Source organism: Lactiplantibacillus paraxiangfangensis, assembly GCF_036246185.1.
Lineage (GTDB): Bacteria > Bacillota > Bacilli > Lactobacillales > Lactobacillaceae > Lactiplantibacillus > Lactiplantibacillus paraxiangfangensis.
Window position 1 is genome coordinate 60,675 of record NZ_BTPW01000007.1, and the last position, 24,374, is coordinate 85,048.

Annotated in this window: 29 protein-coding genes; 28 read left to right on the top strand and 1 reads right to left on the bottom strand. The window is 43.9% G+C overall.

Annotated features, from left to right (window positions below; translation table 11 throughout):
- Nucleotides 1-69 precede the first annotated feature (69 nt).
- The 3 genes from AAA939_RS04915 to rpoC all read left to right on the top strand — a co-directional run bounded on the left by AAA939_RS04915 (nt 70) and on the right by rpoC (nt 8,191).
- Nucleotides 70-669 carry a TetR/AcrR family transcriptional regulator gene (locus AAA939_RS04915; RefSeq protein ID WP_338207972.1) on the top strand — a complete coding sequence of 200 codons (600 nt, stop codon included), beginning with the start codon at nt 70-72 and terminating at the stop codon, nt 667-669.
- 248 nt (nt 670-917) lie between these two features.
- Nucleotides 918-4,532 carry a DNA-directed RNA polymerase subunit beta gene (gene rpoB / locus AAA939_RS04920; protein ID WP_338207973.1) on the top strand — a complete coding sequence of 1,205 codons (3,615 nt, stop codon included), beginning with the start codon at nt 918-920 and terminating at the stop codon, nt 4,530-4,532.
- A 17-nt stretch (nt 4,533-4,549) separates the two neighbouring features.
- The gene (rpoC, locus tag AAA939_RS04925; protein WP_338207974.1) at nt 4,550-8,191 is read left to right on the top strand and encodes a DNA-directed RNA polymerase subunit beta'; all 3,642 of its coding nucleotides are present in this window, start codon (nt 4,550-4,552) and stop codon (nt 8,189-8,191) included.
- 441 nt (nt 8,192-8,632) lie between these two features.
- Here rpoC and AAA939_RS04930 read toward each other — a convergent pair whose 3' ends face one another.
- Nucleotides 8,633-9,316 carry a prepilin peptidase gene (locus tag AAA939_RS04930; RefSeq protein WP_338207975.1) on the bottom strand — a complete coding sequence of 228 codons (684 nt, stop codon included), beginning with the start codon at nt 9,314-9,316 and terminating at the stop codon, nt 8,633-8,635.
- 325 nt (nt 9,317-9,641) lie between these two features.
- Here AAA939_RS04930 and rpsL point away from each other — a divergent pair, with 325 nt between their 5' ends.
- From rpsL to secY, 25 genes are all read left to right on the top strand, one after another.
- Entirely contained in the window at nt 9,642-10,055 is a 414-nt protein-coding gene (rpsL, locus tag AAA939_RS04935; protein ID WP_057706102.1) for a 30S ribosomal protein S12, read from the top strand.
- Nucleotides 10,056-10,071: 16 nt separating this feature from the next.
- Entirely contained in the window at nt 10,072-10,542 is a 471-nt protein-coding gene (gene rpsG, locus AAA939_RS04940) for a 30S ribosomal protein S7 (protein WP_057706101.1), read from the top strand.
- A gap of 168 nt (nt 10,543-10,710) precedes the next feature.
- Entirely contained in the window at nt 10,711-12,807 is a 2,097-nt protein-coding gene (gene fusA, locus AAA939_RS04945) for an elongation factor G (protein ID WP_338207976.1), read from the top strand.
- Nucleotides 12,808-13,908: 1,101 nt separating this feature from the next.
- The gene (gene rpsJ / locus AAA939_RS04950) at nt 13,909-14,217 is read left to right on the top strand and encodes a 30S ribosomal protein S10 (protein WP_003638059.1); all 309 of its coding nucleotides are present in this window, start codon (nt 13,909-13,911) and stop codon (nt 14,215-14,217) included.
- Nucleotides 14,218-14,254: 37 nt separating this feature from the next.
- Nucleotides 14,255-14,884: a 50S ribosomal protein L3 gene (rplC, locus tag AAA939_RS04955; protein WP_057706099.1), complete on the top strand. Its 630-nt coding sequence runs from the start codon at nt 14,255-14,257 to the stop codon at nt 14,882-14,884.
- 18 nt (nt 14,885-14,902) lie between these two features.
- On the top strand, nt 14,903-15,526 hold the full coding sequence (gene rplD / locus AAA939_RS04960) for a 50S ribosomal protein L4 (protein WP_338207977.1): 624 nt from the start codon (nt 14,903-14,905) through the stop codon (nt 15,524-15,526).
- Nucleotides 15,526-15,822 carry a 50S ribosomal protein L23 gene (gene rplW / locus AAA939_RS04965; protein WP_057706097.1) on the top strand — a complete coding sequence of 99 codons (297 nt, stop codon included), beginning with the start codon at nt 15,526-15,528 and terminating at the stop codon, nt 15,820-15,822. Before rplD ends, rplW begins: the two co-directional genes overlap by 1 nt.
- A 23-nt stretch (nt 15,823-15,845) precedes the next feature.
- A complete protein-coding gene (gene rplB, locus AAA939_RS04970; protein WP_338207978.1) occupies nt 15,846-16,685 on the top strand; it encodes a 50S ribosomal protein L2 in 840 nt (279 codons plus the stop codon).
- Nucleotides 16,686-16,727: 42 nt separating this feature from the next.
- Nucleotides 16,728-17,003, top strand: coding sequence for a 30S ribosomal protein S19 (gene rpsS, locus AAA939_RS04975; protein WP_057706095.1), 276 nt, complete (start codon nt 16,728-16,730; stop codon nt 17,001-17,003).
- 17 nt (nt 17,004-17,020) lie between these two features.
- Nucleotides 17,021-17,368: a 50S ribosomal protein L22 gene (rplV, locus tag AAA939_RS04980; RefSeq protein WP_057706094.1), complete on the top strand. Its 348-nt coding sequence runs from the start codon at nt 17,021-17,023 to the stop codon at nt 17,366-17,368.
- A 12-nt stretch (nt 17,369-17,380) separates the two neighbouring features.
- Nucleotides 17,381-18,037, top strand: coding sequence for a 30S ribosomal protein S3 (rpsC, locus tag AAA939_RS04985; RefSeq protein ID WP_057706093.1), 657 nt, complete (start codon nt 17,381-17,383; stop codon nt 18,035-18,037).
- 2 nt (nt 18,038-18,039) lie between these two features.
- The gene (gene rplP, locus AAA939_RS04990; RefSeq protein WP_057706092.1) at nt 18,040-18,474 is read left to right on the top strand and encodes a 50S ribosomal protein L16; all 435 of its coding nucleotides are present in this window, start codon (nt 18,040-18,042) and stop codon (nt 18,472-18,474) included.
- A complete protein-coding gene (gene rpmC / locus AAA939_RS04995) occupies nt 18,464-18,658 on the top strand; it encodes a 50S ribosomal protein L29 (RefSeq protein ID WP_003638068.1) in 195 nt (64 codons plus the stop codon). The genes rplP and rpmC overlap by 11 nt, the downstream gene beginning before the upstream one ends.
- Nucleotides 18,659-18,680: 22 nt before the next feature.
- On the top strand, nt 18,681-18,950 hold the full coding sequence (gene rpsQ / locus AAA939_RS05000) for a 30S ribosomal protein S17 (protein ID WP_024624520.1): 270 nt from the start codon (nt 18,681-18,683) through the stop codon (nt 18,948-18,950).
- A 42-nt stretch (nt 18,951-18,992) separates the two neighbouring features.
- Nucleotides 18,993-19,361: a 50S ribosomal protein L14 gene (gene rplN, locus AAA939_RS05005; protein WP_003641257.1), complete on the top strand. Its 369-nt coding sequence runs from the start codon at nt 18,993-18,995 to the stop codon at nt 19,359-19,361.
- Nucleotides 19,362-19,394: 33 nt separating this feature from the next.
- A complete protein-coding gene (gene rplX, locus AAA939_RS05010; protein ID WP_057706091.1) occupies nt 19,395-19,709 on the top strand; it encodes a 50S ribosomal protein L24 in 315 nt (104 codons plus the stop codon).
- Between the two features lie 28 nt (nt 19,710-19,737).
- Nucleotides 19,738-20,280 carry a 50S ribosomal protein L5 gene (gene rplE, locus AAA939_RS05015; RefSeq protein ID WP_054399403.1) on the top strand — a complete coding sequence of 181 codons (543 nt, stop codon included), beginning with the start codon at nt 19,738-19,740 and terminating at the stop codon, nt 20,278-20,280.
- A 20-nt stretch (nt 20,281-20,300) separates the two neighbouring features.
- Entirely contained in the window at nt 20,301-20,486 is a 186-nt protein-coding gene (locus AAA939_RS05020) for a type Z 30S ribosomal protein S14 (RefSeq protein ID WP_003638073.1), read from the top strand.
- 33 nt (nt 20,487-20,519) lie between these two features.
- Nucleotides 20,520-20,915, top strand: coding sequence for a 30S ribosomal protein S8 (gene rpsH, locus AAA939_RS05025; RefSeq protein WP_057706090.1), 396 nt, complete (start codon nt 20,520-20,522; stop codon nt 20,913-20,915).
- Between the two features lie 29 nt (nt 20,916-20,944).
- Nucleotides 20,945-21,481 (top strand): 50S ribosomal protein L6, encoded by a 537-nt coding sequence (gene rplF / locus AAA939_RS05030; protein ID WP_338207979.1) that lies wholly within the window; start codon nt 20,945-20,947, stop codon nt 21,479-21,481.
- A gap of 34 nt (nt 21,482-21,515) precedes the next feature.
- Nucleotides 21,516-21,881, top strand: a complete 366-nt coding sequence (gene rplR, locus AAA939_RS05035; protein ID WP_057706088.1) for a 50S ribosomal protein L18 — start codon at nt 21,516-21,518, stop codon at nt 21,879-21,881.
- 20 nt (nt 21,882-21,901) lie between these two features.
- Nucleotides 21,902-22,402, top strand: a complete 501-nt coding sequence (rpsE, locus tag AAA939_RS05040) for a 30S ribosomal protein S5 (protein WP_057706087.1) — start codon at nt 21,902-21,904, stop codon at nt 22,400-22,402.
- Nucleotides 22,403-22,418: 16 nt separating this feature from the next.
- The gene (gene rpmD / locus AAA939_RS05045) at nt 22,419-22,601 is read left to right on the top strand and encodes a 50S ribosomal protein L30 (protein ID WP_057706086.1); all 183 of its coding nucleotides are present in this window, start codon (nt 22,419-22,421) and stop codon (nt 22,599-22,601) included.
- Between the two features lie 31 nt (nt 22,602-22,632).
- The gene (rplO, locus tag AAA939_RS05050; protein WP_338207980.1) at nt 22,633-23,064 is read left to right on the top strand and encodes a 50S ribosomal protein L15; all 432 of its coding nucleotides are present in this window, start codon (nt 22,633-22,635) and stop codon (nt 23,062-23,064) included.
- Between the two features lies 1 nt (nt 23,065).
- Nucleotides 23,066-24,361 (top strand): preprotein translocase subunit SecY, encoded by a 1,296-nt coding sequence (gene secY, locus AAA939_RS05055; protein ID WP_057706084.1) that lies wholly within the window; start codon nt 23,066-23,068, stop codon nt 24,359-24,361.
- Nucleotides 24,362-24,374: the final 13 nt, after the last annotated feature.

Consider the following 24,374-nt stretch of genomic DNA (forward strand, 5'->3'; position numbering starts at 1 on the left):
CTGATTGGTGTAAATTATAATGTATTATATAATATATAAAAGTCGAAATAGGGGAAAGAAGATGATGGAATGGTGACGCGCGCAGAACAGTTGGCAAAAACCCACCAAGCAATTTTAGATACGTCACGGGAGCTGTTTTTAAAAAACGGCTACGCGGCGACGAGTACGCGGGATATTGCCAACGCAATTGGGATTACGCAGCCCGCTTTATATCATCATTTCAAAGATAAAGAAGTGATTTTTCTCGCGGTGATCAATACGGTTGGTGCGGAGATCAAAAGTGGCATCGAAGCGATCTTAAAAAGTCGTGAATCACCACTTGATCAATTGACGGACGTCTCGATGTTGCTGACACATAAGCATCCAGCGGACGTCTTTACGTTGATCCATACGAGCTTTAAGGCGTTGTCGCGTGACCATATTCGGGAACTAGCGGGGGTCTTTGCGACTGACTATGCACGCCCGATTCAAGCCGTCTTTGAACAGCCCGGTATGCATTTGCGTGCTGATGTGACGCCACAGATGGCCGCTAACTTTTATTTAACGAGCTTAAGCCCGTTGTTTAATAGTTTTCACCGCATCGGGGACCCCAATGCTGATGAACGAACCCGGGTCCAGACGCTGCTGAAGATGATTCTTTACGGTGTTGCGCAATCCCCGGTAGATTAACTTGAAAATACGGTCCGCTAGCTTGACAATGCTGCCATCGAGCGGTATATTATAACTTGTCTGTAACCGTGAACTCGAACAACAGCGCAATCTATTGTCTGCGCGGTTCGTTAATAATATTCCAAAAATAGTTAACTTAAATGGCTATTTTTGGTTTTTTTATGCTCAAAATTCGATTAAAACTGCATTTGTAACACAAATGTAATATTTAATCGAGTGGCGACCGGGTTCCGGAATAATAAGAAGGGGTGAACAACTTGGCCGGACATTTAGTAAAATACGGTAAACACCGTACCCGTAGAAGTTATGCGCGTATCAAAGAAGTTCTTGATTTGCCTAACTTGATCGAAATCCAGACCGATTCATATCAATGGTTCTTGGATGAAGGTCTCCGGGAAATGTTTGAAGATATTATGCCAATCGACGATTTCGCAGGGAAACTTTCACTTGAATTTGTCGACTATCAACTATTAGAACCAAAGTACACCGTCGAAGAAGCTCGTGAACATGATGCCAACTACTCGGCACCATTGCATGTTACCTTACGTTTGACTAACCATGAAACTGGTGAAATCAAATCGCAAGACGTATTCTTCGGTGATTTTCCATTAATGACTGAACAAGGAACGTTCATTATTAACGGTGCCGAACGGGTCATTGTTTCACAATTGGTTCGTTCACCCGGCGTTTACTTCAATGAAGAATTAGATAAAAACGGCCGTCCAAGCTACGGTACCACTGTTATTCCTAACCGTGGGGCTTGGCTTGAATTAGAAACCGATGCTAAAAACATTGCGTACGTTCGGATCGACCGGACTCGGAAGATTCCTTTAACGGAATTAGTTCGGGCTTTAGGATTCGGTTCTGACGACGATATCATCGATATGTTAGGTGAAACTGACAGCTTGATGAACACGTTGGAAAAAGACGTGCACAAGAACACCGACGATTCCCGTGTCGAAGAATCCTTAAAGGATATCTACGAACGGCTACGTCCTGGTGAACCAAAGACCGCTGACAGTTCACGGAGTTTGTTAACTGCCCGCTTCTTTGATCCAAAGCGTTATGACTTTGCACCAGTTGGTCGTTACAAGGTTAACAAGAAGTTAAGTATGAAGACCCGTTTAACTGGTCTAACCTTAGCTGAAACCTTGGCCGATCCTGACACTGGTGAAGTTATTGCACAAAAGGGCGACGTCATTGACAAGAACGTCATGGCTAAGTTAGCGCCATACTTGGAACGTGATGATTTCAAGACAATTACTTACACGCCTTCTGATGAATCAGTTGTGACTAACCCAATGGTCTTACAAGTGGTTAAAGTTTATTCACAAAATGACCCTGAAAAGGTGCTTAATGTGATTGGTAATGCCAACATTGATTTGAAGTTCAAGCACATTGTGCCTGCTGATATCATTGCTTCCATTAACTACTTCTTTAACTTACAAGAAGGCCTTGGAACGACTGATGATATTGATCACTTGGGTAACCGTCGGATTCGTTCTGTCGGTGAACTCTTGCAAAACCAATTCCGGATCGGGTTATCCCGGATGGAACGGGTTGTGCGTGAACGGATGTCCATTCAAGATGCTGCGACGGTAACGCCACAACAATTGATTAACATTCGTCCAGTGGTTGCCTCAATCAAAGAATTCTTTGGTTCATCACAATTGTCACAATTCATGGATCAAACTAACCCATTAGGTGAATTAACGCATAAGCGTCGTTTATCAGCCTTAGGACCTGGCGGTTTGACTCGTGATCGTGCCGGATATGAAGTTCGTGATGTGCACTATACCCACTACGGTCGGATGTGCCCAATCGAAACTCCTGAAGGCCCTAACATTGGTTTGATTAACAGTTTGGCTTCTTACGCCAAGGTTAACCGTTATGGGTTCATCGAAACGCCTTACCGTCGTGTCGATTGGACAACTCATAAAGTTACCGACAAGATCGATTACTTGGCAGCCGACGAAGAAGACCAATTTGTTATTGCGCAAGCAAACTCACCATTAAACGATGATGGTTCATTCGTTGATGACACTGTTTTGGCCCGTGAAAAGGAAGAAAACTTGGAAACGTCAATCGAAAATGTCGATTACATGGACGTTTCACCTAAACAAGTGGTTGCCGTCGCTACGGCATGTATTCCTTTCTTGGAAAACGATGACTCTAACCGTGCCTTAATGGGTGCCAACATGCAACGGCAAGCTGTTCCGCTGGTTGATCCACATGCACCTTTAATCGGGACTGGGATCGAATATAAAGCGGCGCATGACTCTGGGATCGCTTTGATCTGTCGTCATGATGGGACTGTTGAATACGTTGATGCACGTGAAGTACGTGTTCGGCGTGACGATGGTTCATTAGACACTTACAAATTAATGAAGTTCCGCCGTTCAAACGGTGGTAAGAACTACAACCAACGGCCAATCGTTAAAGTCGGCGATCACGTTGACAATGACGAAGTCTTAGCCGATGGACCAGCCATGGAAGGCGGGGAATTAGCCTTAGGTCAAAACCCATTAGTTGCCTTCATGACTTGGAATGGTTACAACTTCGAAGATGCCATCATCATTAACGAACGTTTAGTTCGCGAAGATGTTTATACTTCAATTCATATTGAAGAATATGAATCAGAAGCACGGGACACGAAGCTTGGACCTGAAGAAATGACTCGCGAAATCCCTAACGTTGGGGAAGACGCTTTGAAGAACTTGGACGAAGACGGGATTATCCGGATTGGTGCCGAAGTTAAAGATGGCGACATTTTAGTTGGTAAGGTAACGCCTAAAGGGGTTACGGAACTATCAGCTGAAGAACGTTTGTTACACGCAATCTTTGGTGAAAAGGCTCGTGAAGTCCGTGACACCTCACTTCGGGTTCCTCATGGTGGTGGCGGAATTATCCAGGATGTTAAGATCTTCACGCGTGAAAACGGTGATGAACTTTCTCCTGGTGTTAACATGATGGTTCGGGTCTACATCGCGCAAAAACGTAAGATCCAAGTTGGTGACAAGATGGCCGGACGGCATGGTAATAAAGGGACCGTTTCAATCGTGGTTCCTCAAGAAGACATGCCTTACATGCCAGATGGTACGCCAATCGATATCATGTTGAGTCCCATGGGTGTGCCTTCACGTATGAACATTGGACAAGTTTTGGAATTGCATTTGGGGATGGCCGCACGTAAGCTCGGTATCCACATGGCAACCCCTGTCTTTGATGGGGCCCGCGATTCCGATATTTGGAAAGCTGTTCGTGAAGCTGGTGTCGATGAAGACGGTAAGTCAATCGTCTACGATGGTCGGACCGGTGAACCTTTCGACAAGCGAATTGCCGTTGGGGTCATGCACTATATGAAACTTAGCCACATGGTCGATGATAAGATCCATGCTCGTTCAATTGGACCTTACTCATTAGTTACGCAACAACCACTTGGTGGGAAAGCGCAGTTTGGTGGGCAACGGTTTGGTGAAATGGAAGTTTGGGCACTTGAAGCGTACGGGGCAGCCTACACCCTTCAAGAAATCTTGACTTACAAGTCTGATGACGTGGTTGGTCGTGTTAAGACCTATGAAGCCATCGTTAAGGGCGAACCAATTCCTAAGCCAGGTGTGCCGGAATCATTCCGCGTGCTGGTTAAAGAATTACAAGCATTAGGCCTTGATATGAAGGTTCTGGATGCTGAAGATAAAGAAATCGAATTGCGCGACATGGACGATGACGATGATGAAGTCGTTAACGTGGATGCCTTAAGCAAATTCCAACAAGAACAACAACAAAAGGCCGCTGATAAGTCAGCTAAGACTGATGGTACAACGACTGAAGCGACAACGAACGCGCACCAGGATAATCAATAAAAAGGGAGGTCGGTCCTTTGATCGATGTCAACAAGTTTGAAAGCATGCAGATCGGTCTGGCATCACCAGACAAGATCCGCAGCTGGTCATATGGCGAAGTCAAAAAGCCGGAAACCATTAACTACCGGACATTGAAACCTGAAAAAGACGGTCTGTTTGACGAACGGATTTTCGGTCCTACTAAGGATTGGGAATGTGCTTGTGGTAAATACAAACGGATTCGTTATAAGGGTATCGTCTGTGACCGGTGTGGGGTCGAAGTAACCCGTTCTAAAGTTCGTCGTGAACGGATGGGTCATATCGAACTCGCCGCACCAGTAACACACATCTGGTACTTTAAGGGTATCCCTAGCCGGATGGGCTTAGTGTTAGACATGAGCCCCCGTGCACTTGAAGAAATCATTTACTTCGCTTCATACGTCGTTATCGAATCTGGTAATACGCCACTTGAAAAGAAGCAATTGCTTTCAGAACGTGAATACCGTGAAAAGAAAGCCCAATACGGCAATGAATTTGATGCTGAAATGGGTGCTGAAGCCATCAAGCGCTTATTAAACAACGTGGATCTTGAAAAAGAAGCGCGTGATTTAAAGGAAGCCTTGAAGGAAGCTTCAGGTCAAAAGCGTACTCGAGCCGTTCGTCGGCTTGATATCGTCGAAGCCTTCATTACGTCTGGTAATGAACCAGCTTGGATGGTAATGGATGCGATTCCGGTTATCCCACCGGATCTTCGGCCAATGGTTCAATTGGAAGGTGGGCGTTTCGCCACTTCTGACTTGAACGATTTGTACCGTCGGGTAATCAACCGTAACAACCGTTTGAAGCGTTTATTGGACTTAAATGCCCCTGGTATTATTGTTCAAAACGAAAAGCGGATGCTCCAAGAAGCCGTTGATGCCTTGATCGATAATGGTCGGCGTGGCCGTCCTGTTGCCGGTCCTGGTAACCGTCCATTGAAGTCTCTTTCACACATGTTGAAAGGGAAGCAAGGTCGGTTCCGTCAAAACTTACTTGGTAAGCGGGTTGACTATTCTGGTCGTTCCGTTATCGACGTTGGTCCTTTCTTGAAGATGAACCAAATGGGTCTTCCTCGTCAAATGGCGTTGGAATTATTCAAACCGTTCATTATGAAAGAATTGGTTAAACGTGAATTAGCTTCTAACATCAAGAACGCTAAGCGTAAGATCGAACGGGCAGACGATGATGTTTGGGGCGTCTTAGAAGACGTCATCAAAGAACATCCCGTTCTGTTGAACCGGGCCCCTACGCTTCACCGTTTAGGGATTCAAGCGTTTGAACCCGTCTTGGTTAGTGGTAAAGCGATGCGGTTACATCCATTGGCTTGTGAAGCTTACAACGCCGATTTCGATGGGGACCAAATGGCCATTCACTTGCCTTTATCAGATGAAGCGCAAGCTGAAGCACGGTTATTGATGTTAGCTGCCCACCATATTTTGGCACCTAAGGACGGGAAACCCGTTGTTACGCCATCTCAAGATATGGTTATCGGTAACTACTACTTGACGACTGAAGAAGTTGGTCGTGAAGGCGAAGGCATGATCTTTAAAGACTTGAACGAAGCTCAAAAAGCTTACCAAGCTGGTTACGTGCACATGCACAGCCGGATTGGTCTTCAAGCTTCATCAATGCCTGAAAAGCCATTCACAGACGAACAAAAATCAGAAATCTTGGTAACGACGGTTGGTAAGGCAATCTTTAACAACATTTTGCCTAACAAGTTCCCTTACTTGAACGAACCAACTAACAATAACTTGATTGATGGTACTCCGGATCGGTACTTCTTGAAGCCTGGTGAAGATATTCATCAATTCTTAGATGGACAAGAACTTTTGATGCCATTTAAGAAGGGCTTCTTGGCTGATATTATCGCCGAAGTTTACAAACAATATCACGTGACGGCAACGTCACTCTTGCTTGACCGGATGAAGGACTTAGGTTATAACATTTCAACTAAGTCTGGTTTGACGGTTGGGGTTGCCGATATTACTGACTTGAAAGAAAAGCCAGCAATCATCGACGCTGCCCATAAGCAAGTTAACACGATTTCAAAACAGTTCCGTCGTGGTTTAATTACCGATGACGAACGTTATGAACGGGTCATTGGTGTCTGGAACGACGCTAAGGACCAAATTCAACAAAAACTGGTTGAAAGTTTCAGCCCAGATAACCCTATCTTCATGATGAGTGATTCTGGTGCCCGTGGTAACATCTCAAACTTTACTCAATTAGCTGGTATGCGTGGTTTGATGGCCGCCCCTAACGGGAAGATCATGGAATTGCCTATCTTGTCTAACTTCCGTGAAGGTTTGTCTGTCTTGGAAATGTTTATTTCTACCCATGGGGCTCGTAAAGGTATGACCGATACGGCCTTGAAGACTGCCAACTCAGGTTACTTGACTCGTCGTTTGGTCGACGTTGCCCAAGATGTTATCGTGCGTGAAAAGGATTGTGGGACTGACCGTGGTTTACGGATCAGTGCCATCATGGAAGGCAACGAAGTCATCGAACCATTGTACGACCGGATTTTAGGTCGTTACACGATGAAGACGGTCTTCGATCCTGAAACTCATGATGAAATCGTTGGCAACAACGTTATGATCGACGAAGAATTAGCCCAAAAGATCGTTGATGCTGGTGTGACTGAAGTAACGATTCGTTCAGCCTTTACTTGCAACACGAAACATGGGGTTTGTGAACACTGTTACGGCCGTAACATGGCTACTGGTGACGAAGTTGAAGTCGGCGAAGCCGTTGGTACGGTTGCCGCTCAATCAATCGGTGAACCCGGTACTCAACTTACCATGCGGACTTTCCATACTGGTGGGGTTGCCGGAGACGATATTACCCAAGGGTTACCACGTGTGCAAGAAATTGTTGAATCACGTAATCCTAAAGGTCGTGCCGAAATTACCGAAGTTACTGGGACAGTTCAATCGATCGAAGAAAACCCAGCTGAACGGACGAAGGAAGTTACGGTTAAGGGTGAAACTGATACCCGGACGTATACTTTACCGTTGACAGCACGGATGGCGGTTAGTGAAGGCGACTTTATTCACCGTGGTGCTGCCTTGAACGTTGGGTCAATCGATCCTAAACAATTGATTCAAGTACGCGACGTCTTATCAACTGAAAACTACTTGCTCCGTGAAGTCCAACGGGTTTACCGGATGCAAGGGGTTGAAATTGGCGATAAGCACGTTGAAATCATGATTCGTCAGATGTTACGTAAAGTTCGGGTCATGGATCCCGGCGATACCGACGTCTTGCCAGGGACCTTAATGGATATTGCAGACTTCAAGGACGAAAACTACAAGACCTTGATTGCCGGCGGTATTCCAGCAACGTCTCGTCCAGTTATCTTGGGGATTACTAAGGCTGCCCTTGAAACGAACAGTTTCTTATCAGCGGCTTCATTCCAAGAAACGACACGGGTCTTAACCGATGCTGCTATCCGTGGTAAGAACGATCCACTGATCGGTCTTAAGGAAAATGTTATCATTGGTAAGATTATTCCTGCCGGGACTGGTATGCCGATTTATCGCCATATCAAGCCTAAGGAAGTTGGCAACGTTGCTGATGGGGTTTACTCAATCAGTGATCTTGAAAAACAAATGCAAGAACAAGACACGAGCAAGTAATTGTGACGTCTTAAACCAAAAAGGGCGACCAGCGATGGTCGTCCTTTTTGAATACATAATTAAAGTCCTAAAGTTACCACTAATACACTGCGCTCCGGCGGACAGAATTGGGTGCTATGGGGGACGGCCCCAGCCATGGTACGGTCTGGGACCTCGCTTCAAAGCCGATAACCCACGTCTTTGAAGCGCCCGGCAATATTGGTCGGCTAAGAACCACCGGCCAATATTGCCGACACAGCACACCAACTCTGTCCGCCTCCGCTAAGTATATTCTATTGTCCGGGTTAATTCATGGCATAAGAAGAGGTTGGCGTTAGACTGGTAAACTTTTTGGCCTAAGCTATGGACGGTTGGGATAGTTGCGTGTTTTGCAACCTAGACTTGACCTGGTCCTACGCCGCAAATTATTAGCACTAACCGGACTGGATTTTGATTGAATTATCATGACAGCAACTGCGTATAAAAAATAAAGCCCCACGTGATGAACGGGACAAAGGGGAGGCGACCGGGGTGCCGCCGACACGTGAAGACGACCAGCGCCGCGACCGCCGCTAAAGTTAAACTGGTGATGACGGCGGTCGGTGGGGCGAGACATGCTAGTAGGATGAGGACATCGACATCGCCCATCCCAAACTTATCAGTGAAACGTGCCAAGCAGAAGAGCGCGATGAGTAGGCCAATCAAGATTAGTAAAGGTACACTCATGATTGGTCGGTGATGAAGCAGACCTAAGATACCGGGAAGTACTAAGGTATAAGGGTAAACGGCGAAGTTAAGCTGATCGGTAATGCTGTTGAATAGTAGGACCCCGTAGCCTAACAGGAGTGGGGTGCTGGTCCAGAAATCATGGGGGTAAGTCACAACGAGTAACCCGCCACAAAGAAGTTCCAAATAAGTTGAGCGGAGACTGATTGCGTGCTGGCAGTCAAAACAGCGTCCGCGTTGGATCAAGACGCCCAGTAGTGGAATGAGTTGCCAAGGGCGTAATCGGTGGTAACAGTGGGGACAAAATGAACGGTTGGTGTCGGGAACGGGTACTAAGCGACAAGTCCGTTCTGCCATGCAAGTAATAAAAGACCCGATACAGGTACCCAAAATAAATAGAATACTATATAATAGAAGCATTGTTGTTTTCACCCCTGTCTAATTAGTAATTACGCAAGAGTGGAAACTCATCCGTGTGATTAAGCCGATTGCTTGCAAACCGTCACGGTGGGTGTGAAAATTGACAGATAACTTACATTTTGAGTTGACAGCGTCGGCATCTCCGTGTTACCTTAGTAAAGGTGCTTTTTGCAGACAGATTCCTGTATCAGGAATACAGACATGCTGACTGGTCGGCTTATCGCACAAGCGCCATCGTCCCGGGGTCATTTTTTTATTAAAAAAAGAACCACCTGGATGTGTGGACTTAAACTCAGACAATTTTGGAAGGAGGACACTTTAGAATATGCCTACAATTAACCAATTAATTCGTAAAGGTCGTAAAACTAAAGTATCAAAATCAAATGCCCCAGCTTTAAACTTTGGGTATAACAGTTACAAGAAGGTTGCAACTAAGAACCCAGCACCACAAAAACGTGGGGTTGCTACTCGTGTCGGTACCATGACTCCTAAGAAGCCTAACTCGGCTTTACGGAAATACGCACGTGTACGTTTATCAAACTTAATCGAAGTTACAGCTTACATTCCTGGTATTGGTCATAACCTCCAAGAACATAGTGTTGTTTTAATTCGTGGTGGTCGTGTTAAGGATTTACCTGGTGTACGTTACCATGTTATCCGTGGTACTCTTGATACTGCTGGTGTCGAAGATCGTCGCCAAAGCCGTTCCAAGTACGGTACCAAAAAGCCAAAGAAATAATAAGGAGGTAAGTTAAATGCCAAGAAAAGGTGCACCAGCAAAGCGCGAAGTTTTGCCAGATCCAATGTATAATTCTAAGTTAGTAACGCGTTTAATTAACCACTTAATGTTAGATGGTAAACGTGGTACTGCATCAACCATCTTATACGATGCGTTTGATCAAATTAAAGAACAAACTGGTAACGAACCTTTAGATGTCTTCGAAGAAGCTATGAAGAACGTTATGCCAGTACTTGAAGTTAAAGCCCGCCGTGTTGGTGGTTCTAACTACCAAGTTCCAATCGAAGTTCGCCCAGATCGTAAAACGACTTTAGGCCTTCGTTGGATTACCCAATATGCTCGCTCACGTGGCGAACATACAATGTCCGACCGGTTAGCTCGTGAAATCATGGATGCTGCTAACAATACCGGTGCTTCCGTTAAGAAACGTGAAGATACTCACCGTATGGCAGAAGCCAACCGTGCCTTTGCACATTATCGTTGGTAATATTTCTGTGATTTGGTTAAAGCTCGCCTTTAACTAAAACGCAACAACAAGGTGGCTATTATATGTGAGCATATAGTAGTCATTTTTTGAAAAAAGTTTTATGCTTACCTATAAATTTAGGTTCTATTGTTAATTCTATTTAATATTGAGAGGAGTAACACATTTCTTATGGCTAACACACGAGAATTTTCACTCGATAAGACTCGTAACATTGGTATCATGGCCCATATTGATGCTGGTAAGACGACCACTACCGAACGTATCTTGTACTATACTGGTAAAATCCACAAAATTGGTGAAACCCATGATGGTGCTTCACAAATGGACTGGATGGCCCAAGAACAAGAACGTGGGATTACCATTACCTCTGCTGCAACGACTGCACAGTGGAAAAACCATCGGATTAACATCATCGATACCCCAGGACACGTTGACTTCACTGTTGAAGTTGAACGTTCACTTCGGGTTTTAGATGGTGCGATCGCCGTATTGGATGCCCAAGCTGGTGTTGAACCTCAAACTGAAACGGTTTGGCGTCAAGCCTCAACGTATAACGTTCCTCGGGTCGTTTTCGTTAACAAGATGGACAAAATCGGTGCGGACTTCAAGTACTCTGTAAGCACGATCCATGATCGTTTACAAGCTAACGCCCACGCTATCCAATTACCAATCGGTGCCGAAGATCATTTCGAAGGGGTCATTGACTTAATCGAAATGAAAGCTGATCTTTATGATGAAGATGAACTTGGTACGGAATGGGATACTGTTGACGTTCCTGACGAATACAAAGAAGAAGCCCAAGCTGCACGTGATGACTTGATTGAAGCCTTAGCTGACATCGATGACGGTATCATGGAAAAGTACCTTGGTGGTGAAGAGATTTCTAAAGAAGAAATCAAAGCTGCTATCCGTAAAGGTACTTTAGCACTTGAATTCTTCCCAGTTCTTGCTGGTTCGGCTTTCAAGAACAAGGGTATTCAAATGTTAATGGATGCGACCGTGGATTACTTACCATCACCACTTGATGTTAAGCCATACAAGGCCACTGATCCTGAAACTGATGAAGAAGTTGACTTAATTGCCGGTGACGACAAGCCATTTGCTGCCTTAGCATTTAAGGTTGCTACCGACCCATTCGTTGGTCGTTTGACTTTCATCCGGGTTTACCAAGGAACTTTGGAATCTGGTTCATACGTCTTAAACGCAACTAAGGACAAGCGTGAACGTGTTGGTCGTTTGCTTCAAATGCATTCTAACCAACGTAAAGAAATCCCAGAAGTATTCTCTGGTGATATCGCCGCTGCCATTGGTTTGAAGAACACCACTACTGGTGACTCATTGACTTCTGTTGACCATCCATATCATTTGGAATCAATGGAATTCCCTGACCCAGTTATCCAGGTTGCCGTTGAACCTAAGACTAAGGCTGACCAAGATAAGATGAACGTTGCCTTACAAAAGCTTTCTGAAGAAGATCCTACTTTCAAGGCTGAAACTAACCCTGAAACTGGTGAAACTTTAATCGCTGGGATGGGTGAACTTCATTTGGACATCATTGTTGACCGGATGCGTCGTGAATTCAACGTTGAAGCAACTGTTGGTGCACCTCAAGTTTCATATCGTGAAACCTTCACCAAGGCCACTAAGGTCCAAGGTAAGTTCGTTCACCAATCTGGTGGTAAAGGTCAATATGGGGATGTTTGGGTTGAATTTACACCTAACGAAGAAGGTAAAGGCTTCGAATTCGAAGATGCCATCGTCGGTGGGGTTGTTCCTCGCGAATACATTCCTTCAGTTGAACAAGGTTTGAAGGAATCAATGGCCAACGGTGTCTTAGCTGGTTATCCTTTAGTTGACGTTAAGGCTAAATTGTATGATGGTTCTTACCATGATGTCGATTCTAGTGAAGCAGCCTTCAAGATTGCCGCTTCATTAGCCTTACGGAATGCTGCTAAGTCAGCTGGTCCTGTTATCCTTGAACCTATCATGAAGGTTGATATCGTTGCCCCAGAAGATTACTTAGGTGATGTTATGGGTCACGTTACTGCTCGTCGTGGTACTATCGATGGGATGGAAGAACGTGGGAACGCACAAGAAGTTCACGCATTCGTTCCTTTGGCTGAAATGTTTGGTTATGCAACTACCTTACGTTCATCAACCCAAGGCCGTGGGACCTTCACAATGACATTTGATCATTACGAAAAGGTACCAAAGTCTGTTCAAGAAGATATTATCAAGAAAAATGGCGGTACTCCTGCCGAATAAGCTTGATTAAAAAAATCGTTGAGCCTCGTGCTCAGCGGTTTTTTTGTACATAGGTTAAAAAATTGAAATGGTGCTTCGCCAGGTAGGACAGATCTGCTGTGGAGGACGGTTCCAGCCTTAGTGCGGTCTGGAACCTCGATTTAAAGCCGATAAACCACGTCTTTAAATTTCCTCATAATATCAGTGGCTAGAAAACGCCGCTGATATTATCGACACAGCAGATCCGTCCTACCTGACTTCGCTGAACATAGCAGCTTAGTGTGGACGAATTGGAGACGTTAGCAATCCTATTGATAGGGTGATTTGTATTTTAATCATTAATAGTGCATAGTTATTCGTTTCTATGTCGAATGGGCACGCAAATCACGCGTATATAACGTGACTAGGATGGATATTTAGCGTGAAAATGTATATTTTCTATAAAGTGCATATCAGTCATGGCTTAGAATGCCGATTTTAGGGCGTTTTAGCAAAGTATTGACTGCATACGGTGAATTGACCACTATTAGAGGTGAACGCTAGTACGTGGACTGTGAGCCGTTGTCCGGATAGCACTAGATAAATAATTGAAGTAAAGCCGAGTGTCTGCTGTGAGCGGCTAGTCATGGTATGAACCTTTAAAAAAGATGTGCAACGACTTGCAATCAAATCCAAACCCGAGTATCATGCTTAATGTTGTCGTGCCGTAAGACTGATTAGTGATTGATCCAATTGGCTATTGAGAGTCACAGTAGATCAATCATCCAATGACGAGTACCAAGAAATGTGATGAGAAAAGTTAAATCTGAAAATAAAGGCTAAAAGGTCTACTATTTTCATCAGATTTATGTTACATTTATTGATGCTGGTTCAAAAAAGGTAACACGGTTTACAACGATGGTTTGAAAAAAGTGCGAAAGCACTTGCTATTACAAAGCTTTTCATTTATTATAGATTGTGCTTGGTATTTAGAAGGGGATAACTGTATCCCCCAGCATCAAGTAGTCGTAGTTAGCTTTGATGTGAAAGGTTGCGACACGCCCGGCCACATTGTCATGGGGCGCGGCGGTAATTTTCACGGAGCTAGTCTTATTTTCAAAATAGACGAAGGAGGTCACAACAATGGCAAAGCAAAAAATTCGTATCCGTTTAAAGGCATACGAACACCGTATTCTTGATCAGTCAGCTGACAAGATTGTCGAAACGGCAAAGAGAACTGGTGCTACTATTTCAGGTCCAATTCCTTTACCAACTGAACGGACTATTTACACCGTTCTACGTTCACCACATAAGTTTAAAGACTCACGTGAACAATTCGAAATGCGGACTCACAAGCGTTTAATCGATATCGTTAACCCAACGCCTAAGACAGTCGACTCATTAATGAAGTTAGACTTGCCTAGCGGTGTAGATATTGAAATCAAGCTTTAATTTTTAAAAATAATATCAATTAATTGGAGGTGTACTCATGACCACTAAAGGAATCTTAGGGAAAAAGGTAGGAATGACGCAAGTCTTCACTGAAAACGGGGAATTAGTCCCAGTTACAGTTGTTGAAGTTCAACCTAACGTTGTGTTGCAAGTTAAGACTGTTGAAAACGACGGTTACGAAGCAATTCAATTAGGTGTTGACGACAAACGTGAAGTTTTGACGAACAAACCTGCTCAAGGTCATGCAGCAAAAGCAAAAACGACTCCTAAGCGCTTCATTCGTGAAATTCGTAATGTTGAGCTTGGAGATTACACAGTAGGTGACGAAGTCAAGGCTGATATTTTCGCAGCTGGTGACGCTGTCGATGTTACGGGTATCACTAAAGGTCATGGTTACCAAGGTAATATCCATAAAGACGGTCAAAGTCGCGGTCCTATGTCTCATGGGTCTCGTTACCACCGTCGTCCAGGTTCATTGGGTGCCATTATTAACCGGGTATTCAAGGGTAAGAAATTACCAGGCCGGATGGGTAATCATCAACGGACGATGCAAAACTTACAAATTGTTCGTGCCGACGTTGAAAACAACGTATTGTTAATCAAAGGGAATGTCCCTGGCGTAAACAAATCATTTGTAACGATTAAAACATCTGTAAAGAGTAAATAAGGAAGGAGGACATAATACATGACTAGCGTAGCATTATATAAACAAGACGGTACGCAGAATGGTGACGTTACTTTGAATGACGCTGTGTTTGGTATTGAACCAAACGAAAACGTTGTTTTTGACGCCATCTTGATGCAACGTGCATCTTTGCGTCAAGGAACTCACGCAGTTAAGAACCGTAGTGCTCGTCGCGGTGGTGGTCGTAAACCATGGCGTCAAAAGGGTACTGGTCGTGCGCGTCAAGGTTCTATCCGTTCGCCACAATGGCGTAAAGGTGGGATCGTCTTCGGACCAACTCCACGTTCATACAGCTACAAATTACCTAAGAAGGTTATGCGCTTAGCTTTGAAGTCTGTCCTTTCACAAAAGGTCTTAGACAACAGCTTAGTTGCAGTTGAAACTTTAGCTTTCGACGCACCAAAGACTAAGGAATTTGCTAACGTATTAAATAACCTCAACTTAGACACCAAGACTCTTGTTTTGGTTGAAGAGGACAATGAAAAGGCTGCTTTGGCAGGTCGTAACTTACCAAATGTTAAGATCCTAAAAGCCAAAGGTGTTAACGTCTTAGATGTCGCTAAAAGTGACAAATTAGTCGTTACTCAAAAAGCCCTCGATCAATTAGGGGAGGCGCTCGCATAATGGAAGCACGCGATGTAATTCTACGTCCTGTAGTTACTGAATCATCAATGGCTGACTTGGACGACAAGCGCTACACATTTGATGTCAACGTACAGGCGACAAAAACACAAGTTAAAAAAGCTATCGAAGAAATCTTCGATGTTAAGGTTGTTAAAGTTAACGTAATGAACGTTAAAGGCAAGCTTAAGCGTCAAGGTCGTTACGCCGGCTACACTAAGAAGCGTCGTAAGGCTATTGTTACCTTAAGTTCTGATTCTAACGAAATTAAGTTGTTCAACGACGACAACCAAAAATAATTCTAATTTAGGAGGTAACTCTAGTGGGTATTAAGAAGTATAAACCAACCACTAACGGCCGTCGTAATATGACTGGTTCTGATTTCGCCGAAATTACTAAGACTAAACCAGAAAAGTCATTATTAGACTCACAAAGTCATACAGCCGGTCGTAACAGTTATGGTCACATTACTGTTCGTCACCGTGGTGGCGGTCATAAGCAACAATACCGTTTGGTTGACTTTAAGCGGATCAAGGATGAACTTCCTGCAACCGTTAAAGCAATCGAATATGATCCTAACCGGACAGCTAACATCGCTTTAATTGTTTATGCTGACGGTGTGAAATCATACATTTTAGCACCAAAAGGTTTGGAAGTTGGCATGACGGTTCAATCAGGTGTCGAAGCTGATATCAAGATTGGTAACGCCTTACCATTAAACAACATTCCAGTTGGTACTATTATTCACAACATCGAATTGAAGCCAGGTAAGGGTGGCCAATTAGCTCGCTCTGCTGGTGCTTCAGCTCAATTGCTTGGTAAGGAAGGCAAGTACGCTATCGTACGTTTGTCTTCTGGCGAAGTTCGTTTAGTTCTTCTTACAAGCCGTGCCACTATTGGTACTGTTGGTAACGAACAACACGAATTAATCAATTCAGGTAAAGCCGGTCGTACTCGTTGGCAAGGTAAACGCCCAACAGTTCGTGGTTCTGTAATGAACCCTAACGATCACCCTCATGGTGGTGGTGAAGGTAAAGCGCCAATCGGTCATCCATCTCCAATGTCTCCATGGGGTAAGAAGACTCTTGGTAAGAAGACTCGTAACTCTAAAGCTCGTTCAAACAAGCTTATTGTTCGTGGTCGTCGTCCAGGTAAGCACTAATAAATTCTGAAATTACTGTAGCTCTCGAGAGGAGGTCACACGATGGGTCGTAGTTTAAAGAAGGGACCTTTCGCAGATTCGCATCTTTTAAAGAAGATCGATGCACAATCTGATTCTGACAAGAAATCTGTCATTAAGACGTGGTCACGTCGTTCAACAATTTTCCCAAGTTTTATTGGGTACACTATCGCTGTATATGATGGGCGCAAGCATGTCCCAGTTTATATCCAAGACGATATGGTAGGTCACAAGTTAGGCGAATTTGTTCCAACTCGTACTTTCCATGGTCATGGTACAGACGATAAGACAACTAAGTAGTAAGGAGGATATATAGAATGGCTGAACAAGTAACATCTGCACGTGCAACTGCAAAAACTGTTCGCATTGCCGCTCGTAAGGTCCGCCTAGTTGTCGATCTTATCAGAGGTAAAAGCGTTGCCGAAGCCTTAGCAACTTTGAAGTTCACTCCACGGGGTGCTTCTCCAGTAGTTGAAAAGGTATTGCTATCAGCAGTTGCTAACGCTGAAAATAACTTTGACTTAGATCGTGAAGATTTGGTCGTAAGCGAAGCTTTTGTAAACGAAGGACCAACCTTAAAACGGTTCCGTCCACGGGCAAAGGGTTCTGCTTCACCAATCAACAAGCGGACTAGCCACATTACGATCACAGTTACTGAAAAATAGGAGGGATAACGCGTGGGTCAAAAAGTAAATCCAACCGGATTACGTGTAGGGATCATTCGTGATTGGGACGCAAAATGGTACGCTGAAAAAGATTTTGCAGCCTATTTAAACGAAGATTTACGCATCCGTAAGTATATCGAACAACGACTTGCCGACGCTTCCGTCTCCACCGTTGAAATCGAACGCGCAGCAAACCGCGTGAACATTTCAATCCATACCGCTAAACCAGGAATGGTTATCGGTAAGGGTGGTTCTGAAGTTGAAGCACTTCGTAAAGAATTAAACAATTTAACTGGTAAACGAGTACACATCAACATCATCGAAATCAAGAAGCCTGATTTAGATGCTAAATTAGTTGGTGAAAGTATTGCGCGTCAACTTGAAGGCCGTGTTGCTTTCCGTCGTGCAATGCGTGGTGCTATGCAACGTACTATGCGTTCAGGCGCCAAAGGTATCAAGACACAAGTTGCCGGCCGTTTAAACGGTGCCGACATGTCTCGTGTTGAAGCTTATTCCGATGGTACGGTTCCGTTGCATACTTTGCGTGCGGATATCGATTATGCCTGGGTTGAAGCTCGTACCACTTATGGTAAATTAGGTGTTAAGACCTGGATCTACCGTGGCGAAATCTTGCCAGAAAAGAAATCTGCAGCTAAAGGAGGAAAATAAACATGCTGGTACCTAAACGGGTTAAGTATCGTCGTGTTCACCGTGGTAAAATGCGCGGTGAAGCTAAAGGCGGTAAAACAGTTGCTTTTGGTGAATTCGGTTTACAAACACTCGAATCACACTGGATCAGTAACCGACAGATTGAAGCTGCTCGTGTTGCTATGAACCGTTACATGAAGCGTGGCGGTAAGGTATGGATTAAGATTTTCCCTCACAAATCCTACACTGAAAAAGGTGTTGGTGTGCGGATGGGTAATGGGAAAGGTACTCCTGCAGGTTGGGTTGCCCCAGTAAAACGTAACAAGATTATGTTTGAAGTCGGTGGCGTTTCCGAAGAAGTTGCTCGCGAAGCATTACGCTTGGCCGGCACTAAATTACCTGTTAGAACTAAAATTGTTAAGCGTGAGGAAGTAGGTGGCGAATCAGATGAAGGCTAAGGAAATTAAAGCATTGTCCACTACTGAAATGCTCGAAAAAGAAAAGTCTTACAAAGACGAACTTTTCAACTTGCGTTTTCAATTGGCCACTGGTCAGCTTGAAAACACCGCTCGTTTAAAACAAGTTCGTAAGAACATTGCGCGTATTAAAACTGCGTTGCGTGAACAAGAGTTAAACAAGTAGAGTATAAAGGAGGCAATCACGAATGAGTGAAGATACTCGTAACAGCCGTAAGGTTATCCAAGGACGCGTTGTTTCAGATAAGATGGACAAAACCATCGTTGTCATTGTCGAAACTTACAAGAACCATCCCGTTTACGGCAAACGTGTTCGTTATTCAAAGAAATTCAAGGCTCATGATGAAAATAATGAAGCCAAGACTGGCGATATTGTTAAGATCATGGAAACTCGTCCTCTTTCAGCTACAAAGCGTTTCCGCTTAATTGAAGTTGTTCAAAAAGCTGTTATTATCTAGTTTATTAGCTGAAAAAAATTACATGAAGGGAGGACACTTACTGTGATCCAACAAGAAAGTCGTTTAAAAGTTGCTGACAACTCCGGTGCCCGTGAAATCCTTACTATTAAGGTATTAGGTGGTTCCGGTCGTAAAACTGCTAACATTGGTGATGTTATCGTCGCTACGGTCAAACAAGCAACACCCGGTGGTGTTGTCAAAGCTCATGATGTTGTTAAAGCCGTAATCGTTCGGACTAAATCTGGTGTTCACCGTGCAGACGGTTCATACATCAAGTTTGACGAAAATGCAGCAGTTATTATCCGTGATGACAAGACCCCTCAAGGTACTCGTATCTTTGGCCCTGTCGCTCGTGAATTACGTGATAAAGACTTCATGCGTATTGTTTCATTAGCGCCAGAAGTTCTGTAGTCACACACCGTAAATAAGGAGGTGCGCAACCTAATGTTGATTAAAACTGGTGATAAAGTTCGTGTAATCAGCGGTAAGGATCGTGGTCAAGAAGGTACTGTTAAAAAGGTACTTATTGCCAAGAACCGTGTCGTTGTTGAAGGTGTTAACAAGATCAAGAAACACCAAAAACCAACGAACGTTAACCCCCAAGGCGGGATCGTGGATATCGAAGCACCAATTGATATTTCGAACGTAATGTTCCTTGACCCATCGACCAACGAACCTACTCGTTTAGGTGTTCGTCGTGAAGATGATGGCAAGCGTGTCCGTTTTGCTAAAAAGTCTGGTAAAGACTTAGAAAATTAATACTGACTGAAAGGAGGAAGCAAGATTCATGGAAAACCGTTTAAAAGCTCAATATGAAAAAGAAATCGTCCCAGCCTTAGTTGACAAGTTCAATTACACTTCTGTAATGCAAGTTCCTAAGCTGGCAAAGATCGTTTTGAACATGGGTGTTGGTGATGCAGTTACCAACGCTAAAAACTTAGACGAAGCAGTTGAAGAATTGACTTTGATCGCCGGCCAAAAACCTTTGGTTACCCGGGCAAAGAAATCTATCGCTGGTTTCCGTCTTCGTGAAGGTATGGCAATTGGTGCCAAAGTTGACTTACGTGGTGAACGTATGTATGACTTCTTGGACAAGTTGATCAATGTTTCATTACCACGTGTTCGTGACTTCCATGGTGTAAGTACTCGTTCATTTGATGGTCGCGGTAACTACACATTGGGTGTCCGTGAACAATTGATCTTCCCAGAAATCAACTATGATAATGTTAACCGTGTTCGCGGCTTAGACATTGTAATCGTCACAACAGCTGATAGTGATGAAGAATCACGTGAGTTGTTAACTCAATTTGGCATGCCATTTGCTAAATAATCGAAGGGGGTTAATCGAAGTTGGCTAAAAAATCACAAATTGCTAAACAAAAACGTGGCGCAAAGTTTAATGTACAAAACTATACGCGTTGCGAACGTTGTGGTCGTCCACATTCAGTTTACCGTAAATTCCACTTGTGCCGTATCTGCTTACGCGACCTGGCCCACAAAGGTCAAATCCCTGGCATGAAAAAGGCCAGCTGGTAAAAAAGAACCCAAGTTAAAGGAGGTTAAACTTTCATGATGACTGATCCAATCGCAGATTTCTTGACTCGTATTCGTAACGCTAACATGGTACGTCACGATTCATTAGAAGTTCCTGCATCAAAAATCAAACGCAACATTGCTGAAATTTTAAAAAATGAAGGTTTTGTTCGCGACGTTGAATACATCGATGATGACAAACAGGGCATCATTCGTGTCTTCTTGAAGTATGGTAAAGACAACGAACGGGTTATCTCTGGTTTGAAGCGTATTTCAAAGCCAGGTTTACGTTCATACGTCAAAGCTGATTCTGTTCCTAAGGTTTTAAACGGTTTAGGAATTGCTATCATCTCAACTTCAGAAGGCGTTGTTACTGATAAAGAAGCTCGCGCTAAGAAGCTTGGCGGCGAAGTTTTAGCTTACGTTTGGTAATAAATAATTAAGACGGGAGGTGCAAGTAAGTGAGTCGTATTGGTTATAAAGTAATTGAACTACCTGCTGGGGTAGAAGTATCACAAGCTGGCGAAGTCGTTACGGTTAAGGGACCTAAAGGAACGTTAACGCGGAACATCGACAGTAAGATTACAATGTCAATTGAGGGTAATGAAGTTAAATTCACTCGCCCAACTAATGACTACAAAATGAAGGCATTACACGGTACTACCCGTGCTAATGTTAACAACATGGTTGATGGTGTTACTAAAGGCTTTACTAAGAACCTTCAATTGGTCGGTGTTGGTTACCGTGCCCAATTGCAAGGCAAGAAATTAGTATTGAGCGTTGGTTACTCACATCCTGTTGAATTTGAAACGCCTGAAAACTTAACTGTTGAAGTTCCTGACAACACGCACATCAATATCTCTGGTATTGGTAAGCAAGCTGTCGGTGACTTTGCTGCCGAAGTTCGGGCCGTTCGTTCACCTGAACCTTACAAAGGTAAAGGGATTCGTTACGTCGATGAATATGTTCGTCGTAAAGAAGGTAAAACTGGTAAATAATGCAGCTTAAAGCTGTCCATACTAATATATAGAGGTGACTATTGTGATTTCAAAACCAGATAAAAACAAAACACGTCAACGTCGTCACGCACGTGTTCGCGGTAAGATTTCTGGTACTGCTGAGCGCCCACGCTTAAATGTTTATCGTTCAAACAAAAACATCTACGCTCAAGTTATTGATGATGTAGAGGGTGTAACGCTCGCAAGTGCCTCAACTTTAGATAGCGAAGTTAAAGGTAACAACAAGACCGAAAAGGCAGCGTCCGTCGGTGAAGTTGTTGCTAAACGAGCTGCTGAAAAGAAGATCTCTGACGTAGTCTTTGATCGTGGCGGTTACTTATATCACGGTCGGGTTCAAGCCTTGGCTGAAGCCGCTCGTGAAAACGGACTTAAATTCTAACAAAGGAGGAATAATACCATATGACTTTCATTGATCCATCAAAATTAGATCTTGACGATAATGTTGTTGCCATCAACCGGATTACCAAAGTTGTTAAAGGTGGTCGTCGCCTACGTTTTGCTGCGTTAGTAATCGTTGGGGACCACAAAGGACACGTTGGTTTCGGTACTGGTAAGGCTCAAGAAGTTCCAGAAGCAATTCGGAAAGCTTCCGAAGCTGCTAAAAAGAACTTGATCACTGTACCAATGGTTGGTACCACCATTCCTCATCAAACGCTTGGTGTATTCGGCGGTGGCCGCATTTTGCTTAAGCCTGCCGTTGAAGGTTCCGGAGTTGCCGCTGGTGGCGCCGTTCGTGCCGTCATGGAATTAGCCGGTGTGGATGATGTTACTAGTAAACGACTTGGCTCAAACACGCCTGTTAACGTTGTTCGTGCAACGTTTGAAGGTTTGAAGAGCTTAAAGACTGCTGAACAAGTTGCTGCTTTACGTGGCGTTTCAGCTGACCATTTAGCTGAATAATAGGAGGACAAACAACATGGCTCAATTAAAGATCACTTTAGTTCGCAGCGCAGCTCATCGTCTTCCTAAGCAACGTAAAATTGTTAAGGAATTAGGACTTGGCCGGGTTAACAGCTCAGTTATCAAGCCTGATGACGCAGCAACTCGCGGACAAATCTTTCACATCGCTCACTTGATCGATGTTGAAATCGTTAAGTAATTAAAATTTTCAAAGAGGAGGTGCCTACTAAATGAAGTTACATGAATTAACTCCAAGTGAAGGCTCACGTTTTTCACGTCGTCGTATTGGTCGTGGTGAATCAAGTGGCCAAGGTAAGACTGCTGGACGTGGCCAAAAGGGTCAAAAGGCGCGTAGTAAAGTTCGTGTAGGTTTCGAAGGTGGCCAAATGCCATTGTACCGTCGGATTCCTAAACGTGGATTTACTAACATCAACCGTAAAGAATATGCGGTTGTTAACCTTGATAGCTTAAACCGTTTTGATGATGGTGCCGAAGTAACACCAGAATCATTAAAAGAAGCTGGCTTGGTTAAAAAGAGTTCTGCTGTTAAAGTTCTTGGTAATGGTAAACTCAACAAAAAGTTAACAGTTAAGGCAAGCAAGTTCTCCGCAACCGCTGTTGCGGCAATCGAAGCTGCTGGCGGTAAAACTGAGGTGATCTAATTTGCTGACTACCATGAAGAACGCTCTCAAAGTTAAGGATATTCGGAATAAACTTCTGTTCACATTGGGCGTTTTGATTGTATTTCGTCTTGGCTCTTATATCACAGTTCCTGGTGTTAATGCGCAAGCGCTCCAATCGGTTGCGTCATCAGGGCTGATAAGTATGTTGAATACATTCAGTGGTGGCGGTTTAACAAATTATTCCATCCTTGCTATGGGGGTATCCCCTTACATTACTGCACAAATCATTGTTCAATTGTTACAAATGGATATCGTTCCTAAGTTTGTTGAATGGGGCAAACAAGGTGAAGTTGGGCGACGGAAGCTTAATCAAGCGACCCGTTGGCTGACCATCGTCTTAGCGTTCATTCAATCGATTGGGATTACTGCTGGGTTTAACTCCCTAAGTCAACTTAAATTAGTTAACAACCCAAGTATTAGCACTTACCTCACAATTGGGATTATCCTAACTGGTGGGGCAATGTTAACCACTTGGATGGGGGATATGATTACGGACCGTGGGATTGGTAATGGGGTTTCCATTATTATCTTCGCCGGGATCATTGCCCGCGTCCCAACTTCGATTTACCAAATTTATCAAGAACAATTCGTTAACGTAGCCAAAGATCAATGGTGGCAAAGTGGGTTGTTTGTAGTAGGGTTATTATTGATTGTCTTGATTATCGTTATGTTTGTAACGTGGGTCGAACAAGCTAATGACCGTGTTCCAATTCAATACACTCGTCGTGCAGCTGGTGCACCTGACAGTAGTTATCTACCACTGAAGGTGAACGTTGCCGGGGTTATTCCCGTTATTTTCGCGAGTTCCTTCATTGCAACACCTCAAACGATTTTGCTAGGTTTCCAAGCCAGTCATGGTGACGAAACTTGGTACCAGATCATGAGTAATGTCTTTAATATGCAGTCTACGGTCGGTGCAATCCTATACACTGTACTGATTGTGCTCTTCACGTTCTTCTACGCGTTTGTTCAGGTTAACCCTGAAAAACTGTCCAAGAACTTGCAAAAGCAGGGCAGCTATATTCCTGGTGTTTGGCCAGGTAAAGATACTCAAGACTGGGTTTCAAAATTGTTGATGCGGTTAAGTACGGTTGGTTCCCTCTACCTTGGGTTAATTTCCTTGATTCCATTATTAGCTTCCGATATTTGGGGCTTAGATGAATCAATTGGTTTAGGTGGGACTAGTTTACTTATCGTTGTCGGGGTTGCCCTTGAAACTATTCGTCAAATTAAAGGATTAATGATGAAACGTGACTATGTCGGTTTCATCCGTTAATCAAGCGAATGTG